The organism is Amycolatopsis sp. NBC_00345 (assembly GCF_036116635.1).
Taxonomy (GTDB): domain Bacteria; phylum Actinomycetota; class Actinomycetes; order Mycobacteriales; family Pseudonocardiaceae; genus Amycolatopsis.
Genome location: NZ_CP107995.1, coordinates 5899742 through 5917223 on the forward strand (window position 1 = coordinate 5899742; position 17482 = coordinate 5917223).

At 71.7% G+C, this 17482-nt stretch carries 18 protein-coding genes; 7 read left to right on the plus strand and 11 right to left on the minus strand.

Translation table 11 applies throughout. From position 1 onward, the window contains the following. The first annotated feature begins 53 nt into the window (after window positions 1–53). A complete protein-coding gene (locus tag OG943_RS26370; protein ID WP_091610771.1) occupies window positions 54–347 on the plus strand; it encodes a hypothetical protein in 294 nt (97 codons plus the stop codon). Between the two features lie 920 nt (window positions 348–1267). Beyond that, a complete protein-coding gene (locus OG943_RS26375; RefSeq protein WP_328603602.1) occupies window positions 1268–1702 on the plus strand; it encodes an ATP-binding protein in 435 nt (144 codons plus the stop codon). Here OG943_RS26375 and OG943_RS26380 read toward each other — a convergent pair. Next, a complete protein-coding gene (locus tag OG943_RS26380) occupies window positions 1688–2341 on the minus strand; it encodes an NAD(P)-dependent oxidoreductase (protein ID WP_328603603.1) in 654 nt (217 codons plus the stop codon). The two genes, OG943_RS26375 and OG943_RS26380, sit on opposite strands and share 15 nt — an antisense overlap. A gap of 50 nt (window positions 2342–2391) precedes the next feature. On the opposite strand from OG943_RS26380, the gene OG943_RS48440 reads away from it, so the two are divergent. Together OG943_RS48440 and OG943_RS48445 are read left to right on the plus strand one after the other, a co-directional pair. Further along, the gene (locus OG943_RS48440) at window positions 2392–2799 is read left to right on the plus strand and encodes a transposase (RefSeq protein ID WP_442874811.1); all 408 of its coding nucleotides are present in this window, start codon (window positions 2392–2394) and stop codon (window positions 2797–2799) included. A gap of 40 nt (window positions 2800–2839) precedes the next feature. Next, window positions 2840–3301 (plus strand): transposase, encoded by a 462-nt coding sequence (locus OG943_RS48445; RefSeq protein ID WP_442874565.1) that lies wholly within the window; start codon window positions 2840–2842, stop codon window positions 3299–3301. Here OG943_RS48445 and OG943_RS26390 read toward each other — a convergent pair. Together OG943_RS26390 and OG943_RS26395 are read right to left on the minus strand one after the other, a co-directional pair. Beyond that, window positions 3287–3481, minus strand: coding sequence for a hypothetical protein (locus OG943_RS26390; RefSeq protein ID WP_328603604.1), 195 nt, complete (start codon window positions 3479–3481; stop codon window positions 3287–3289). The two genes, OG943_RS48445 and OG943_RS26390, sit on opposite strands and share 15 nt — an antisense overlap. Window positions 3482–3524: 43 nt before the next feature. Next, window positions 3525–4064 (minus strand): TetR/AcrR family transcriptional regulator, encoded by a 540-nt coding sequence (locus OG943_RS26395; RefSeq protein WP_328603605.1) that lies wholly within the window; start codon window positions 4062–4064, stop codon window positions 3525–3527. Window positions 4065–4149: 85 nt separating this feature from the next. Between OG943_RS26395 and OG943_RS26400 the strand changes: the two genes are divergently transcribed. After that, window positions 4150–5430 (plus strand): MFS transporter, encoded by a 1281-nt coding sequence (locus OG943_RS26400; protein WP_328603606.1) that lies wholly within the window; start codon window positions 4150–4152, stop codon window positions 5428–5430. Window positions 5431–5450: 20 nt separating this feature from the next. Next, window positions 5451–8000, plus strand: a complete 2550-nt coding sequence (locus OG943_RS26405; RefSeq protein WP_328603607.1) for a beta-mannosidase — start codon at window positions 5451–5453, stop codon at window positions 7998–8000. Window positions 8001–8048: 48 nt separating this feature from the next. Here OG943_RS26405 and OG943_RS26410 read toward each other — a convergent pair whose 3' ends face one another. The 3 genes from OG943_RS26410 to OG943_RS26420 all read right to left on the minus strand — a co-directional run bounded on the left by OG943_RS26410 (window position 8049) and on the right by OG943_RS26420 (window position 11483). Beyond that, complete coding sequence (locus OG943_RS26410) at window positions 8049–9374, minus strand: M14 family zinc carboxypeptidase (protein ID WP_328603608.1); 1326 nt, start codon at window positions 9372–9374, stop codon at window positions 8049–8051. Window positions 9375–9552: 178 nt separating this feature from the next. After that, entirely contained in the window at window positions 9553–10680 is a 1128-nt protein-coding gene (locus OG943_RS26415) for a mandelate racemase/muconate lactonizing enzyme family protein (RefSeq protein WP_328603609.1), read from the minus strand. Next, window positions 10677–11483 carry a creatininase family protein gene (locus OG943_RS26420; RefSeq protein ID WP_328603610.1) on the minus strand — a complete coding sequence of 269 codons (807 nt, stop codon included), beginning with the start codon at window positions 11481–11483 and terminating at the stop codon, window positions 10677–10679. Before OG943_RS26420 ends, OG943_RS26415 begins: the two co-directional genes overlap by 4 nt. Window positions 11484–11524: 41 nt before the next feature. Between OG943_RS26420 and OG943_RS26425 the strand changes: the two genes are divergently transcribed. Further along, window positions 11525–12457, plus strand: coding sequence for an ROK family protein (locus OG943_RS26425; protein ID WP_328603611.1), 933 nt, complete (start codon window positions 11525–11527; stop codon window positions 12455–12457). Window positions 12458–12459: 2 nt separating this feature from the next. Here the strand turns inward: OG943_RS26425 and OG943_RS26430 are convergent, their stop codons facing one another. Genes OG943_RS26430 through OG943_RS26450 form a run of 5 tightly spaced genes read right to left on the minus strand, consistent with a single transcriptional unit; the run spans window position 12460 to window position 17456 of the window. Further along, window positions 12460–13260: an ATP-binding cassette domain-containing protein gene (locus OG943_RS26430; protein ID WP_328603612.1), complete on the minus strand. Its 801-nt coding sequence runs from the start codon at window positions 13258–13260 to the stop codon at window positions 12460–12462. Further along, window positions 13257–14054: an ABC transporter ATP-binding protein gene (locus OG943_RS26435; protein WP_328603613.1), complete on the minus strand. Its 798-nt coding sequence runs from the start codon at window positions 14052–14054 to the stop codon at window positions 13257–13259. Before OG943_RS26435 ends, OG943_RS26430 begins: the two co-directional genes overlap by 4 nt. After that, window positions 14051–14944 (minus strand): ABC transporter permease, encoded by an 894-nt coding sequence (locus OG943_RS26440; protein WP_328603614.1) that lies wholly within the window; start codon window positions 14942–14944, stop codon window positions 14051–14053. The genes OG943_RS26435 and OG943_RS26440 overlap by 4 nt, the downstream gene beginning before the upstream one ends. Next, window positions 14941–15912, minus strand: coding sequence for an ABC transporter permease (locus OG943_RS26445; RefSeq protein WP_328603615.1), 972 nt, complete (start codon window positions 15910–15912; stop codon window positions 14941–14943). Before OG943_RS26445 ends, OG943_RS26440 begins: the two co-directional genes overlap by 4 nt. Beyond that, entirely contained in the window at window positions 15909–17456 is a 1548-nt protein-coding gene (locus OG943_RS26450) for an ABC transporter substrate-binding protein (RefSeq protein ID WP_328603616.1), read from the minus strand. The genes OG943_RS26445 and OG943_RS26450 overlap by 4 nt, the downstream gene beginning before the upstream one ends. Window positions 17457–17482: the final 26 nt, after the last annotated feature.

Below are 17482 nucleotides of genomic sequence, written 5' to 3' on the forward strand. Positions count from 1 at the left end.
GCCCTCGCGTCGCCGGGACATGCCGCAGCGGCCCGGTTTCCGAGGAGGTCACCATGCCCGACCCGACGCCCGATGCGGACCGAACAGCGGTCTGGCGTGCTTACGACGCCCTCGGCGAACTGACCGGCCGCATGCGCGCGGTCCTGGACGAAGCCCTCGCCGGCCGCCGCTCGGTCGCCGTCACCGGCTGGCGCGAGCTGGAACAGGCCGGTGAAGGCGCCCGCGCACTGGCCGAGGCCCGCCGGTGGAGCGAGGAGATCGCCCGCCTGGCGACGGCCGCCGCCGAGGCCATCGGCCGCGCCCAGCACTGCGCCCAACGCCCGGCCCAAGGCCCGGCACCTAGCTAAGGCAGCACCTAGCTGACAGCTGAGGAACGGCGCCCGGCTGAGGCCTGGTGCCTGCCCGAGGCCCAGCACCGGCACCGGCACCTAGCTGAGACTCGGCACGCTGCCCGGCGCAGACCTGATGCTCCGCACCTAGTTGGACTCCGCGAGGTGCCGAGCCCGGCGCACTTAGTTGAACTCCGCGCGGTGCTCCGCACTCAATTGGGCTCCGCGCGGTGCTCCGCACTTAGCTGGGCTCCGCGCGGTGCCGAGCCCGGCGCGCTCAGCTGGGCTGATCACCGAGCTAAGCCCGGCGCTCAGCCGAGGCTCGGCACCCAGCTCAGGCCTAGTGCCTACCCGGGGCCTGGCACCGGACTGAGGCCCAGCCCCGCGAGGCTTCAGACGGTTAGAACCCACGCCTCGGCCAGGGCATGGGTTCCACCAAGTGAGGCGTGACCGCGCGCGGTCACGCCTCAGTTCCGCCGCGACGAATTCGGTGATGCTTCGGCGATCCCGGCAGCGTCGAGCGGTTCATCGCCGCCACACCGGCCAGCAGGCCCGCCGACGCGGCGAGGCGGCGAGGCGGCGACTCCAGGCCAGGCAGTGCGGCGAGACCAGGCGGCCCGGAGACAAGGCGAGGCGACACGAGGCAAGAATCAGGCGCGGCGGCGAAGCGCGGCCAAGCTAGAGCAGTGGCGACGCGGCCGGGCGAACCCAGCGGTGCGGCAGCGAGGCGAACAATCAGCCTGCGCCACAACATGGTCACCAGCCGCACCCAGCGGCCGGCCGTCCCCGTACGTAGCGATTCCCGCTGGCACACCACTCCGCCCCGGCAACGCGCCACCCCCGCTCGCCGGGTGAGGGTGTGAATGCCACGATCCCGGGGTACCACACTGGCAAGCCCACGCTCTGGAACCCGGCTGGGAGACCCGCTGAGGAGAACCATGGGCATCACCAGCGCGCCACATATCTACGATTTCGCCGACACCCGCGAGCTGTCGTCGCTGGCCCCGCTGCGGACGTGGGTGCGGGCCCGGCTGGCCGGGTTGCCGCGGGAGCTCGTGCAGGACACCGAGTTGCTGGTCACGGAGCTGGTCACCAACGCGTTCGAGCACGCCGCCGGGCCGGTGGCGCTGCGCCTTGAGCTGCCGGACGACCGCGCGGTCGTCCGGGTGGAGGTCGAGGACGGCGGACCGGACCTGCTGCCCGCGGCGGCCGCCGTCTCGCCGGACTCCTACCGGGGGCGCGGGCTGTTCCTGGTCGACGCCCTCAGCACCGGATGGGGTGTGGAAGACGGGCACGGGCGCAAGACGGTGTGGGCGGAGTTACCCGTGGAGCAGGGCCAGTCCGGCGAGAACCGCCACTCACGAGTCCTTTAACGACGCCAGGAGCTGCTCGACCGTGACCGCGGGATCGTCGCGGTAGTCCTGCCAGCGGGCGAACAGCGCTTCCGCCGCGGTGAGCAGGCCGGGTGGCAGGCCACCGTCCGCGCAGGCGGCGGCGATCTCCGCCATCTCCCCCTCCCAGCGCCAGGCCTTCTGCCCCGCGGAAACGATCCCGGCGGGCTCCCCGAGCGGAGTGCCCGCGAGCTTCGCGCCCGCCAGCTCCCGCAGCTCGTCGCCCACGCCGTGCTGTTCGGCCAGCGCGTAGGACTGCGCGGCGAGCGCGAAAGTGAGCTTGTTGTACAAGGCGAACGCCAGCTTGAGCGCGGAGGCCTGCCCGACCGGGCCGTCGAGCACGATCGGCTGGAGGAACGTGTCCGTGAACAGCGCTTCCACCTGCGAAGCGACGGCGCCCGAGAGGTACAGCCGGGTCACGCCCTCGCGCCGCGGCGGCGGGCCGACGATGCCGCCGTCGACGACCGTCACCCCGCCCCGGCGGCGGAACAGCTCGTCGATCTGCCAGGTGTGGCGCGGGCTGATCGCGTTCGCGTCCAGGTAAACGCCCTGGAACGGGGTCTGGGCGACCGCCGCGGCGACCTCGGCCGCGAAGGCGGGCGGGCAGACGCTGAGGATCACCCCGCACTCGGCTAGGGCGTGTCTGACAAAGGTTAAGGCTGGTGGCTGGGATGCTGCCGGACGTGTCGCGGTTTCAGTTGCTCTCAGATGATCAGTGGGTGTTGATCGAGGACTTGCTCCCGGTCCGCACCGGTAAACAAGGCCGACCGTTCTCCGATGCCAGGTCGATGGTCGAAGGGATCATCTATCGCTATCGCTGCGGGATCGCGTGGCGGGACGTGCCCGAGGTTTTCGGTCCCTGGCAGACGATCTGGACCTGGCACCGCCGGATGGCCGGCGATGGCACCTGGGACACCGTGCTGCAACGCCTACTCGCTGCAGCGGACGCGGCCGGTCAGGTGGATTGGTCGGTGTCGGTGGATTCGACGATCGCGCGAGCGCATCAGCACGCCACCAACATCACCCGCCCCACAGGGGGCTGGGTCGAACTACACGGATCTGCGCATCGAGCCGCCTGATCATGCGATCGGCCGGTCCCGCGGTGGCTGGAGCACCAAAGTGCACCATCTCGTCGATGGGAACGGCCGGCCGCTGGTGACGTTGGTCGGTCCCGGACAGGCCGGGGACGCGCCGATGTTCCCGCACCTGATGAGGCACCTGGCGATCCGTCGGGCTGGGCGCGGACGAACCCGAACTCGGCCTGACCGCGTTCGCGGCGACAAGGCATACTCCTCGCGGGCGATCCGCGGGCATCTGCGTGACCGCGGGATCACCGCGGTGATTCCCGAGCCGGCTGATCAGGTCGGGCACCGCAAACGCCGCGGTTCCCGCGGCGGACGCCCACCTGCCTTCGACGCTGTTGACTACCGCGGCCGCAACGTGGTCGAGCGGCGGTTCAACCTGCTCAAGCAGTGGCGGGGTGTGGCTACTCGTTACGACAAGCTCGCCATCGTCTATCGATCAGCGGTCGTCCTGCATGCCGTGATCATCTGGACCAAGACTTTGTCAGACACGCCCTAGGTCCTCCAGCCGCGGCACCTCGACCAGCCCGGCCTCCCGCGCGCGACGCCGGGTGGCGAGGCCGCGGCCCTCGGACACCCACAGCGTCCGCACTCCCCGCGCGGCGAGCAGCGCGCCGACGGCCGCGCCCATGTCGCCGGGGTGCAGCAGGCCGACGGTCGTACTGGCCGGAGTCACCATCTCGCCGCCTCTCCCCGCCGATTGGCGGTCCACAGTGGACGTTTCAGGAACGCAGCGTTTCGTAGAGCCGCCGCAGGTCCGCGACCATGTCGACGGACGGGTCGCGCAGCCATTGCGCCTGCAGGCCCTCGAGCGCGGCCAGCATGACGCGGCCCTTCCACGGGTCGTCGTCGCCGAGGAGCTGGGCGGCCAGCCGGAGAATGGCCGCCGACCGCTGCTGCATGAACTCGCGCGCGGGGTGGCCGGGCACCGCGGACGCCGCCGTCATGTCCAGCAGCAGCTTGATCAGGCCGGGCGTGCGCGTGCCGTGCTCGATCAGGGCCATCACCCCGTCGCGCGAGCCGAGGTCGTGGTTCGCCAGGTCGGCGCGGTCGCGCGCGGCGAGCACCTCGACCAGCAGCTCGTCCTTGCCGTCGAAGTAGTGCAGCACGCCGGCCTCGGTGAGGTTCACGCTGTCGGCGATGCTGCGCAGCGACGGCCCCTGCGGACCGGAATTCGCGTACGCCTCCAGCGCGGCGGCGAGGATCTGCTCCCGCCGCGCCAGCCCCTTCGCGTACGGACCTCGTTTGGCATCGGCAGGCATGAGCCGATCTTAGGCCGGACCCGCCGCCGGGCCGAGACACCACGCAAATGAAAACCTAGCGTCATGAGGTTTTTAGACGTACGGTGTGGTCACAGCCCTCCGCGACGACGCAGTACGAGGCGAGGCCACCATGATCGAGAACCCGGCGCAGCCCAGAACCGCGGCGCCCGCCCGGCTGGGGCGGCTCGGCCCGCTGCTGGGCGGGCTGCACCTCGGCTGGTCGCTGCCCTCGGCCGCGGCCGGGACGCTGCTGCAGGCACTGCTCGCCCAGCGGCTCGGTGACGGCAAGGTCGGCGCGCTGGCGGTGATCACCACGGCGGGCGCGGTGGTCGCGATCGCCGGCACCGTCGTCGCGGGCGCCTGGTCGGACCGCACCCGGAGCCGGTTCGGCCGGCGTAACCCGTGGATCCTCGGCGGCGCGGTCGCCTCGGCCGCCGGGCTGGCCCTGACCGGGGTGCTGACCTGGCTGCCCGCGCAGATCGTCGCGTTCGCCCTCTTCCAGGGCGGGCTGAACGCGATGCTCGCCGCCGCGGGCGCCCTGCTGCCCGACCGGGTCGCGGGCAGCGCGCTCGGCAAGGCCTCGGCCTTCGCGGGCGGCGGCTACCTGGTCGGCACGGCGATCGGCGGGGTGGCGGCGTCGGCCGCGATCACCGCGCCGGCGTGGGGGCTGGTGATCGTGCCGTGGACGATGGTGGCCGCCGCGCTGGCGCTGGTCCTGCTCGTGCGCGAGGGCTCCAGTCTCGGCCTGCCGCGCGAGGCCGCGTCCGTCCGCGCGGTGCTGCGGTCCCTGCTCCCGCCGCGCGACCGCGACTTCCTGCTCGCCTTCACCGGCCGGTTCTGCGTGGTGCTGGGGCTGACCGTGGTCGTCTTCTACCAGCTGTACGTCTTCACCGACTTCCTCGGCACGGGCACGGTGGCCGCGGCGGGCCACATCGCGCTCGGCACGGTGCTGCTCGCGGTGACCGCGCTGATCACGGCGGCCGGCGGCGGCGTGCTGTCCGACCGGCTCGGCCGTCGCAAACCGCTGGTCGTGCTCGCGTCACTGCTGATCGCCGCCGCGGCGGTGCCGGTGACGCTGGCGCCCGGCGTCGGCACGCTGATGGCGTTCTACGTCGTCGCCGGAGCCGGCTACGGGCTGTACCTCTCCGTCGATGCGGCGCTGATGGTCGAGGTGCTGCCCAGCACCGGCGCCGAGGCCAAGGAGCTGGGCATGCTCAGCGTCGCCAACAGCGCGCCGTCGGTGGTCGCGCCCGTGGTCGCGGCCGGGCTGGTCACCGGCTTCGGCTTCCACGCGCTGTTCGGGTTCACCATCGTCATCGCGGTCGCGGGCGGCCTGTGCGTCGCCGCGATCCGCCGGGTCCGCTGAATCGAAAGGCCGTGAAACCCATGTACCTCAACCAGTTCGAGCTGGCCGGCAGCGCACCCGACGCGGCCGCGCCACCGCCGGACGGCTGGCTGCCCGCGGTTGTCCCCGGCGGCGTCCACGAGAGCCTGCTGGCCGCGGGACGGCTGGAGCACCCCTACTTCGGCGCGAACGACGCCGCCGTGCGCTGGGTCGAGGACCGGGCGTGGTGGTACCGCACGAAGTTCTCCGCCCCCGTCGGCGAACGGGTCGTGCTGCTCTGCCACGGCCTGGACACCGTCGTTTCGCTGTGGCTGAACGGCGAGCCGCTCGGGGAGCACGCCTCGCAGTTCCGGCCCGCGCGGTTCGACCTCACCGGGAAGCTTCAGGCTGACAACGAGCTGGTGCTGCGCTTCACGCCGCCGCTGGCCGGACTGGAGGCCCCGGCCTCGGTGGCGAAGACCGTCGAGCTGATGAAGGCGCTGATGGGGGCCGCGCTGGGGTCCGAAGAGGACGGTGAGGCGCCGCCGGGTGTGCTGTCCGGCAACCCGGCGCTCACCCTGCGCCGGAAGGGCACGTTCTCCTGGGGCTGGGACTTCGCGCCGCGGCTGCCGTCGATCGGGATCTGGCAGCCGGTGGAACTGCTGGTGGAGTCCGGCGCGGTGCTGACCGGGCACCACATCCGCGCGACGGCCGTGGACGCCGGGGCCCGCACGGCTTCGGTGGCCGTCGACGTCGAGGCCGATGCTTTCGCCCACAACGGCCCGCTCACCGCCCGCCTCCGCCTCACCTCCCCGGCCGGCGCGGTCACCGAGTACGAGCTGGACCTGCCCGGCGGGCGCGGCGCCCGCACCGCGTCAACGACGTTCGAACTGGCCGACGCGGAACTGTGGTGGACCCACGACCTCGGCGACCCGGCGCGGTACACCGCCCAGCTCGATCTGATCACCGCCGACGGCACGGTGCTGGACCAGGCCGAGGACCGGATCGGCCTGCGCACGGTGGTCCTCGACCGCCCCGCCGACGAGGCGGAGGGCGGCCGTCTGTTCCGGTTCCTGGTCAACGGCGTGCCCACCTACACCCGCGGCGCCAACTGGATCCCGGCCGACATGATGGTCGGCTCCGTCACCGCGGACCGCTGCCGCGCGCTCGTCACGAAGGCGCGCGAAGCGAACATGACCATGCTGCGCGTCTGGGGCGGCGGGGTCTACGAGCAGGACGCGTTCTACGACACCTGCGACGAGCTGGGCCTGCTGGTGTGGCAGGACTTCATGTTCGCCTGCATCGACTACCCGAGCGAGGACCCCGGCCTGCGCGCCGAAGTCGCCGCCGAGGCGGAGTTCCAGACCCGGCGGCTGCGTAACCACCCATCGCTCGCCGTGTGGTGCGGCAACAACGAGGTGCACGCCATCCACGGCCTGATCGACCCGACGTACGCGCCCGGCGACTGGGGATACGCGTTCTTCCACGAGATCCTGCCCACGGCCGTCGCGCAGTACAGCCCCGGCACCGAGTACTGGCCGGGCAGCCCGTGGGGCGAGGACGACCCGCGCGGCGTCAACGGCGTCCGCGACGGCGACCGGCACGCCTGGGAGGTCTGGCACGGCGTCGACGTCGGCGCGGGCGGGCCGGCCGAGTTCGCGAGCCACGGCGAGGCCGTGCACTTCCACCGCTACGCGTACGACCGCGGGAAGTTCATCAGCGAGTTCGGCATCCACGCCTCGCCCGAGACGTCCACGATGGAGCGCTGGACCGAGGCGGGCACGCTCGCCCTGCACAGCGCCGAACTGCTCAACCGCAACAAGGACGTGCCGAAGAACAAGGGCGACGAGATGATGGCCGTCGAGACCGGGCTGCCCCGCGATCTGCGGGAATATGTCGACTTCTCGATGGCCACGCAGGCCGAGGGGCTCAAGTTCGGCATCGAGCACTACCGCCGCCGCCAGCCGCACAACAGCGGGACGCTGGTCTGGCAGCTCAACGACGCGTGGCCGGGCATGAGCTGGTCGGTCGTGGACTACGACCTGACACCCAAGGCGGGGTACCACTTCGTGCAGCGCGCGTACCGGCCGGTGCTCGCGAGCTTCACCCGTTCCGACGACTCCCTGCAGCTGTGGGTGACGAACAGCGGGCCCGATGCCGCACGTCTCGACCTGCTGGTGGAGGTCGCCACCTTCGCCGGTAAGTCCATTGTGGAGGAACGGCTGACGGTCGAAGCCGCGCCGTACAGCTCGGAGCCGGTCTGGACCGACGTGGTGACGCCCGGGCCGGACCGGTTCGCATGGGTCTCCGACGCGGCGGGCCTCGTCGAGCCGAACCGGCTGTTCTTCGCGCCGCTGAAGGACTTGCAGTTCGGCGAAGGCCGCGTCGACGCGCGAGTGATCGCGACCGGCGAGGGCACCGCGTCCATCGAACTGAGCTCGACCGGCTACAGCTACCTGACCCGGATCGCCACGCCCGCGCCCGGCGTCTCCTTCAGCGCCAACTACCTCGACCTGCGCGACGGCGACACCGCGCGGATCGAGGTGACCGGCCTGCCCGCGGGCTTCGACCCCGCGGACCTCACCGCGTCCCGTTACGCCGGCCAGGACTGACTCGTGAGTGGCTATGACGGTTAGAACCGTCATAGCCACTCACGAGCCTTACTGCTGGTACGGGGCCGCAGCCGCCTTCGCCGCCGCGATGAAGGAGTCCTTGTTCTTCGGCCAGAAGGTGCTGTCGACGCAGGAGTACTTCGGCAGGAAGCCGCCGCAGGTGCCGCTCGCACTGCCGACCTCGAAGGTCACGCTGGCGACGCCCAGCGCGCCGTAGGTGAAGTCGTCGGTGGTGCCGCTGGTGTCGTAGCCGACGGTTTCCGCGTTGGTGCCGACCAGGTATCCGTTCGACGCCGCGTACTTCGCGCCCAGCTTGCGGTACTGCGCGTCGTTCGGCGACTTCGACTGCGTGAAGCCCCACGGGATGATGATGTCGTTGCCGTAGCTGTGCAGGGTGATCATCGTGCCGCGCGCGGTGGTGGGCGCGGGATCGTTGTCGCCGGTGCCGCGCTGCACCGGGTAGATCTTGCGGAACAGGCCTTCGAGCGCCTTCACCTCGGGCTCGGAGCCCGCGCTCGCGCCCTGGTAGGTCTCGTCGCACGGGGAGTCGGAGTCGCCGCCCCACCGGAACGTGGAGTTGCGGTTCACGTCGATGCCGATGTCCGTGCCGGAGCAGCTGCCACGGGAGTTGTCGGCGTTCTTCCGCTGGAGCTTCGGCGAGTTACCGCCCGAGGCGACGATGTCCACGCCGTCCGGGTTGGCCATCGGGACCACCCACACCTCGGTGGTGTCCAGAATGGACTTGGCGGTGGCGTCGGTGGCGTACCCGTCGGCGAGGTAGTCGATCCAGCGCCAGGCCAGCTCGCCGGTGGACAGCTCACGGGCGTGGATCTGCGCCATCAGCACGAACTTCGGCTTCGGCGAGGTGGTGCTCAGCGTGCAGTCGCCCGCCTGCTTCTTGGTCAGGCAGATCGCCTGCATGTCGTGCCCGCCCTGGCCTTTCGTCTTCTTCCACGACTGGCCGATGGTGTACTCCGTGGCGAGGTCGGGGTGCGCGGCGGTGACCTGCGCGAGGTGCGCCTCGTGCGCGGCGACGGTGCGATAGCCGCCGTAGAAGGTGTCCGCCGCGACCGAGTTCGGCGCCGCGGCGGGCAGGTCCTTGTAGACGGTGTCGAAGAACTCCGGCTGGTAACCGAGCGCGCGCAGCTTCCCGGCGACGCCCTGGTCACCGACCACGTAGGCGTCCGCGGCGCTCTGTTCCGCGACGTCGAAGCCCGCCTTGGCCAGCTCGGCCGCCTGCGCACCGGTGGCGGGCACCCGCCAGTACACCGGGGTGCTCCCGGCGGCCGGCTGCGCGGCGGCGGTGCCGGCGAGCACTCCGCTCAGCAACAGACCCGCGGCGAGCGCGATCCGGAACAGGGGCCTGGACGTCATCAGAACTCCTCGGGGCCGGGGATCGTCGGCACGCCCAGTGTGACCGTCCGGGACAAACCGGCCATACCCCCGAAAGTCGGTTCCCCGCCGCCGGAGTCCCTGAAGGCCACCTTGAGGGACCTATATGCCCTGAAGGTGGCCTTCAGGGCCTTCGGCTGGAACGTGCGGGGGGGGGGAGTCAGCCGGTGAGGTCGCCTTCCCGCTCGTTCTTCGCCGCGTAGAAAGCCAGCTTTTCCTCATCCACCTGCACACCGAGGCCCGGCCCGGACGGCACGCGCAGACGGCCGCCCGCCAACGTCAGCGGTTGCACGATGTCGTCGGCGTGCAGGTAGTACATGCTGTCGATCGCGCGGGACAGCACCGGTGTGCTGGCGACGACGGCGAGGTGCGCCGCCGTCGCGATGCCGAGTTCGCCGCCGCTGTGCAGGTTCATGCCGAGGCCGAAGGTCTCGCAGTGCGCGGCCAGCGCCTTGGTCGCCGAGATGCCGCCCCACTTGTAGACGTCGCCGTGGATCACGTCGACCGCGCCGAGCCGCACGGCCGGCGCGAAATCCTCGAACCGGACCACACACATATTGGTGCACAAGGGAATCCGGATCTTCGCGCGGACCTGGCTCATGCCCTCGATGCCGGCACACGGGTCTTCCAGGTACTCCAGGTCCAGCTCCTCCAGCGCCAGCCCCGCGCGGACGGAGTCCGGCACCGACCAGGCGGCGTTCGGGTCCACGCGCAGCTCGACGTCCGGCAGCGCGCGCCGCAGCTCGCGCATGATCCCGACGTCGCCGCGCACATCGTTGGTGCCCTTGAGCTTCACCGCGGAGAACCCGCCCTCCCCGACCACCTTCGCGGCGTACTCGGCCAGGCCCTGCGCCAGCTCACGCCCCTGCGCGCCGGGCGCGTCGGCCCGCGTGATCAGGGCCGTGATCGGCACCTCGTCGCGCACCGGGCCGCCCAGCAGGTCGGTGACGGACTGGCCGGTGGCCTTGCCCATCACGTCCCAGCAGGCGACGTCCAGCGCCGCGAGCGCCGCGTAACCGAGGTAGCCGTGGAAAAACGGCACCATGTGGTGCCGCCGGTGGAAGGCCTCCAGCGCGAACGGGCTGGTGCCGACCAGCTCCGTGGCCAGTTTCCGCGCCAGCTCCGCGACCGGGCGGCCCCACATCGTCTCGCCCCAGCCCTCGATGCCGGTGTCGGTGCGCAGCCGCACCACCGTGCGGGTCTCCCCGGTCTTGGTCTCGAACGAGCTGGTGAACGGATTGGTCAACGGCAGGTTCACGACCTGCACGTCGACGTCGGTGATCTTCATTCCTCCCCCTGGGTTCGGTGTCCGTGGCTTTCCCTTGTGGCGGCGTCGAACGCGCGCACGGCTTCGGCCAGTGCCGTCACGCGTGCCGCCAGCAGGTCTTGTCCGCGCTCGGCGGTGGCCGCCGTCGCGTCGTCGGTCGAACCGCCGGCGCGGGCCCACTCGCCGTGCCGTTCGACGGTCAGGCCGGGGTACGGCGGCTGGTCGAACAGCGCCGGCGGCGTGACGGCCGGGCGCGGCGCGCGCTCGCGCACCAGCTCGGGCCGGGCCGCGAGCATCAGCGACGTCTCGAAGGCGCCGGCGTGCCCGGGCGAGCCAGCTTCGCCAAGCGACCAGTACGAGCAGGCGGCAAGCGCAACGTCGGCGCGCAGTGCATATTGCTTCACCGCGAGCCGCATGATCTCGTCGTTGCCGCCGTGGCCGTTGACTATCAGCACCCGCCGGAAACCGCTCACCACCAGCGAATCGAGCACGTCGGCGAGCACGGCTGACAGCGTCGCCGCGGAAAGCGAGACGGCGGCGGCGAACAGGTGATGCGGGCTGTGCCCGAACGGGAGGCTCGGCAGCCGCACCACGGCGGGCTCGCCGCCCAGCCGCGCCAGCGCACCATCGACGATGGCCTCGGCCAGCATCGTGTCCGTGCCCATCGGCAGGTGGGCCGCGTGCTGCTCCTGCGAACCGATGGGCAGGAGGGCAATGGCGCCGGGCGAAGGGGCGGCAGGCTGCTCCCCCGAACCACTCGACACCCCACCACCAGCCGCGGCGTCGCGTACCTCTTGCCAGGTCATCCGCGTCAGTTCGGACATGCAGGCTCCCCTCGAAGCTCCGGTCGTGGCATCGTGGCCCCATGAGCACCGGCGAACGCCCGGCCCTGCGCCTGGTCCCGGCGCCGGCCGCCGAGCCGGCCGCGCCCGTGCTGGGCGCGGTCGAGCTGCTGCCCGGACGGGTGCGGGCCGCGCTGGTCGACCTGTCCGGCGAGCTGCTGTGGCGGGCCGAAGCCGGCTATCCGCGGGGCACGGCCGACCAGGCCGAGATCGACGCGGCGCTGGCCGAGGCCGTCCGCTTCCCGGTTCAGCCGATGGGGGTCGGCGTCGCGGCCGCCGGGCTGGTCGACGCGGCGGCGGGGGTGATCATCGAGGTCAGCGAGGTGCCGGCGCTGCACGGCTACCCGATCGCCGCGGTGCTGACCGGGCTGGCCGGCGCGCCGGTGCACATCGAGCACCGCGCCCGTCTGCAGGTGCTCGGCGACCGCTGGTTCGGGCCCGGCCGCGGGCGCAGCACGTTCGCCTCCGTCTCGACCGGTGAGGTGCTGGGCGTCGGCATCCTCTACGACGGCGAGGTGCTCGCCCCGCCCGGCGGCCGCAGCGGGGCGCACATGACGGTGGCTGCCAGCGGACGGCCGTGCACCTGCGGGGCCCGCGGCTGCTGGAAGACGGTCGCGACAACGCCGTGGCTGCGCGCCGAGGCCGAGCGGCGCGGCCTCGGCGCACGAACGGTGCGCGAGCTGGCCGCCTCGGGCGACCCGCTGCTGGAGGAGTACGCCGGCAATATCGCGCTGGGCCTGGTGAACGTCCAGCAGCTGTTCGCCCCGGGCCTGTTCGTGCTGCACGGCGAGGCGGCCGAAGGCGGCGAACGCTTCCGCGCGGCCATCGAACGGCGGCTGCGCGAGGACTCCTCGTGGGCCACCGGCGCGGAGCCGCCGCAGGTACTGGTCAATACGGGCGCGGCCGACGACATCGCGCTGCTCGGCGGCGCGGGGCTGGTTCTCTCGCACAACTGAGGTCATGACACCCGCAGACGGCGAGCCAGCCGCGGATCCGGATTCGGCACCGCGTCCAGCAGGCTGCGCGTGTACTCGTGACCCGGCGCGGAAAACAGCGTCGCCGCATCAGCCAGTTCCACGATCTGCCCGGCCCGCATCACCGCCACCCGGTCGGCGATCTGCTGCACCACCGCGAGGTTGTGCGAGACGAACACATACGTCAGCCCCAGCCGCGTCTGCAGTTCGGTCAGCAGGTCGAGCACCTGGGCCTGGACCGAAACGTCGAGCGCGCTGGTCGGCTCGTCCAGCACCACCAGCCGCGGACGGAGCGCGAGTGCCCGCGCGATCGAGACGCGCTGGCGCTGGCCACCGGAGAACTCGTGTGGGTAGCGGTCCTGGACATCCGGCGGCAGGCCCACGGCGTCGAGCAGCTCACCGACCCGCGAACGCACCTTCGCCCGGCCCCCACGGCCACGAAACGTACGGTCGTGCGTCACCAGCGGTTCGGCGACGATGTCCGTCACGCGCATCCGCGGGTTCATGCTGGAGTACGGGTCCTGCAGCACCACCTGCATCTCGCGGCGCACCTTCCGCAGCCGCGCGGCGGGCAGCGCGAACAGGTCCGCGCCGTCGAAGCGCACGGTGCCCGCGGTCGGCTCGGTCAGCCGCAGCAGCAGCCGGGTGAGCGTGGTCTTGCCGGAGCCGGACTCGCCGACCACGGCGAGCGTCTCCCCCGCCGTCACGTCCAGGTCCACGCCGTCGACCGCGGCCAGCGAGCCGTAGTCCTTGCGCAGGCCGCGGATCTCGACCAGGTTTGTCATGCCCGCTCCAGTTTCGGGGTCGCCCGCAGCAGCTCGCGGGTGTAATCCTCTTGCGGGGCCTCGAAAACCGCCGTCACATCCCCGGTTTCGACCACCCGGCCACGGCGCATCACCACCGCCCGGTCGGCGACCTCGGCCACCACGCCCAAGTCGTGGGTGATGAGCACGATCGCCATCCCGTGCCGGCGTTGCAGGTCGACCAGCAGCTCGAGGATCTGGGCCTGCACCGTCACGTCCAGCGCGGTGGTCGGCTCGTCGGCGATCAGCACGCGCGGCCGTCCGACCAGCGCCATCGCGATCATCACGCGCTGACGCAAGCCGCCGGAGAGCTGGTGCGGGTACTGGTCCGCGCGCCGCTCCGGGTCCGGGATCCCGGCCTCGCGCAACGCGGCCACCGCGCCTTCACGCGCCTGACCGCGAGAGGCGTTCTGGTGCCGCCGCAGCACTTCCGCGACCTGCGCGCCGACGCGCTTGAGCGGGTTCAGGCTCGTCATCGGGTCCTGGAAGACCATCGCGACGTCGTTGCCGCGGATCTTCCTCAGGTCCTTTTCGGACAGTCGCAGCAGGTCGCGCCCGTCCAGCAGCACCTCGCCGGCGGGGTAGACGCACGGCGGCTCCGGGTTGAGCCGCAGCACCGAAAGCGCGGTGGCGGTCTTGCCGCTGCCCGACTCGCCGACCACGGCCAGCGTCTCACCGGCGCCGACGGTGAAGCCCACCCCCTCGACCGCGTTCACGGTCCCGGTGCCCAGCCGGAACTCGACGTGCAGGTCCCTGATCTCCAGCAACGACGTCATGAGCGGTACGCCTTCGGGTCCGCGACGTCGCGCAGCACGTCGCCGGTGATGTTGACGGCCAGCGCGGTGATCATCAGCGCCAGCCCGGGGAACACCGCGACCCACCACGACGTGCCGAGGTACAGCTGGCCGTCGCTGAGCATGCCGCCCCAGGTGACGGTCTGCTTCGGCACGCCGAGCCCGAGGTAGCTCAGCGAGGCCTCCGCGACGATCGCCGCGGCGACGTGCAGGGTGCCGATGGTGGCCAGCGGCGCCATCACGTTGGGCAGCAGGTGGCGCCGCATGATCGTCAGGTCCCCGACGCCGATCGCGCGGGCTTCGGTGACGAAGTCCCTGGTACGCAGGGAAAGCACCTCCGAGCGGATCACCCGGGCGTAGGAGACCCAGCCGGTGAAGCCGAGCACCAGCACCACGTACCAGAGCCCGGAGCCGAGGAAGCCGACGATCGCCAGCGCCAGCAGGATCGACGGGAACGCGAGCTGGATGTCGGCCAGCCGCATCAGGATCCGGTCGAACCAGCCGCCGAGGAACCCCGCGACCAGGCCGATCGCCGCGCCGACGACCCCGGCCAGCAGGGCCGCGCAGGCCCCGACCAGCAGCGAGATCCGGGCGCCGTAGAACAGCCTCGACAGGATGTCGCGGCCGAGCTGGTCGGTGCCGAGCAGGTGGCTGGAGTCGCCGGCCGCCGTCCACGCGGGCGGGCGCAGCCGGACGAGCAGGTCCTGCGCGGCCGGGTCGTACGGCGCGATCAGCGGCGCGAACACCGCGACCAGCACCATCACCGCCAGCACGACCACGGCGACGACCCCGAGTTTGTTGCGCAGCACCGCGCGCACCGCGCCACGCCGGGTGGCGCGGGCAGCAGGGACAGTGGTGGTGACAGCAGTCATGAGTTCACCCGCACCCTCGGGTCGAGCACCGTGTAGGACAGGTCCACCAGCAGGTTGACCACCACGAACGTGGCGGCGAAGAACAGCACCGACGCCTGCACGAGCGGGAAGTCGCGGTTCTGGATGGCCTCGACGGTCAGCCGGCCGATGCCGGGCCAGGAGAACACCTGCTCGGTCAGGATCGCGCCGCCGAGCAGGGTGCCGACCTCCAGGCCGATCACCGTGACCACGGGCAGGGCGGCGTTGCGCATCCCGTGGGACACCACGATCCCGCCGGTGCTCAGCCCCTTCGCCCGCGCCGTGCGGATGTAGTCCGAGCCGAGCACGTCGATCATCGACGAGCGCAGCAGCCGCGCGATCACCGCCACCGAGTACACGGCGAGCGTCACCGCGGGCAGGATCAGATGCGTGAAGCCGCCGTACCCGGACGCGGGCAGCACCTGCAGCTGCACGGCGAAGACCAAGATCAGCACGATGCCGACCCAGAACGGCGGAGTCGACTGTCCAACCAGGACACCCGCCATCACGCCCGAGTCGCCGGCCCGGCCACGGCGCAGCGCCGCGAACGTGCCCGCGGGGATCGCCAGCACAAGCGCGACGACCAGCGCGGCGGCGGCCAGCTCCAGCGTCGCGGGCACGCGGGCGAGCAGTACCTCCGACACCGGCTGGTCGTAAACGAGCGAGTTGCCGAAGTGTAGCCGCGGCAGGCCGCCGAGGTAGTCGAGGTACTGCGTGAACAGCGGCCGGTCCAGGCCGAGGCTCGCCCGCAGCGTCGCCTCCTGCGCCGCGCTCGCGTCGGGCGGCAGGATCAGCTTCACCGGGTCGCCGGACAGGCGAACCAGGAAAAACGCCGCCGTGGCAACGAAGAACAGGACCACGATCGCCGTCAGTACCTTGGTGACGATCACCCGCAGCACCCCGGCGCCCGCCGCGGGCGGCTTGGCGACGGAGACGGTCGGCGCCGTCACGAGGCCACCTGAGCCTTGGCCATGCCGAGCACGCCGACGACGCCGGGCTGCCAGCGCGGCCGCGTGTTGACCGCGTAGATGTTGTCGATCTGGTAAAGGAACACGAACGGCGCCTCCTGCTTGAGAAGGGACTGGAGCGCGGTGAAGGCCCGCTGGCGGCCGGCCGGCTCGACGGTCAGCTCCTCGGCGTCGATCAGGCGATCGGCCCCGGGGCTGGACCACCGGCTCTGCCGCCGGTCGTGGCGGACGTTGGACTGCACCAGGCTTTCCGCGTCGAGCGTCCAGCCGGTGCTCGCGGCCAGGTAGATCGGGCCGAGCGCGCCGCGGTTGTCCGACGTGAGCCGGCTGGTGTACGTGCCGGTGTCGACCAGGTCGACCCGCGCCCGGACCCCGGCCTTGGCCAGCAGCCCGGAGATCGCCTCGGCGATGTTGGAATCGCCGGTCTGCGCGGTGATCGAGGTGTCGAAGCCGTTCGGGAACCCGGCGTCGGCCAGCAGCCGCTTGGCCAGCCCGACGTCACGCGAGTACGGCGTGATCGAGGGATCGAAGCCGAACGCCTCGCGCGGGAACATCGTCGGCACCTCGCGCGCCTTGCCGTCGAGCACCGCCTTGATCAGCAGCGGCACGTCGACCGCGTGGTTGAGCGCCTGCCGCACGCGCACGTCACGCAGCGGGCCCGCCGTGGTGTCCAGCGACAGGTACGAGGTGCGGATGCCCGGGTAGTTGCGGATCTCGACCCCGGTGTAGCCCTGGATCTGCAGGGCCGCGTCCGGGGTCAGGCTCGCGACGATGTCGACCTCGTTGCTCTGCAGGGAAGCCAGCGCCGAGGACGGGTCCGGCATCGGCAGGAACACCAGCTCGTCGAACGACGGCCGGCCACCCCAGTAACCCGGGTTGGCGCGCATCCGCAGCTGGTGGTCGCGCTGGAACTCGACGAAGGTGAACGGCCCCGTGCCGATCGGGTGCTTGGCGAACCCGGCCGAGCCGACCTGCTTCAGGTAACCCGGCGGCACCACGACCCCGCCGAACAGCGAGACCTTCGCCGGGATGATCGGGTCCGGCTGGCTGCACCGCAGCTCCACGGTCAGCTCGTCGACGACCACGGCCTGCTTCACGTAACGCAGCTCGACGATCGGCGACTTGGTGGCCGGGTCGAGCAGCCGGTTGACGCTGAAGGCGACGGCCTTGGCGTCACACGGCTCGCCGTTGTGGAACCGCACGCCGGGCCGCAGCTCGAACCGCCAGGTGAGCGGGTCCGGCGAAGTCCAGGAAAGGGCGAGGCCGGGCGCGAGCTGGTTGTCCGGGCCGCGGGTGGTGAGCGTGTCGAACAGGTTGATCAGGACGTTCATCGAGGTCAGGTCGCCCTGCTTCTGCGGGTCCAGGGTCTTCGGATCCGAGGTCTGGGCGACGCGCAGCACGCTGCCGACGCTGCCGTCCGCGCTGCCGCAGCCGGCCAGCAGCCCGGGCAGGGCCAGGGCCGGCAGAGCCAGGCCGCCGAGCCGGAGCGCGTCACGGCGGGTCAGACGGGAACGCGGAGGAGCCACGGGTCTCCTTTCCATATAACGACATC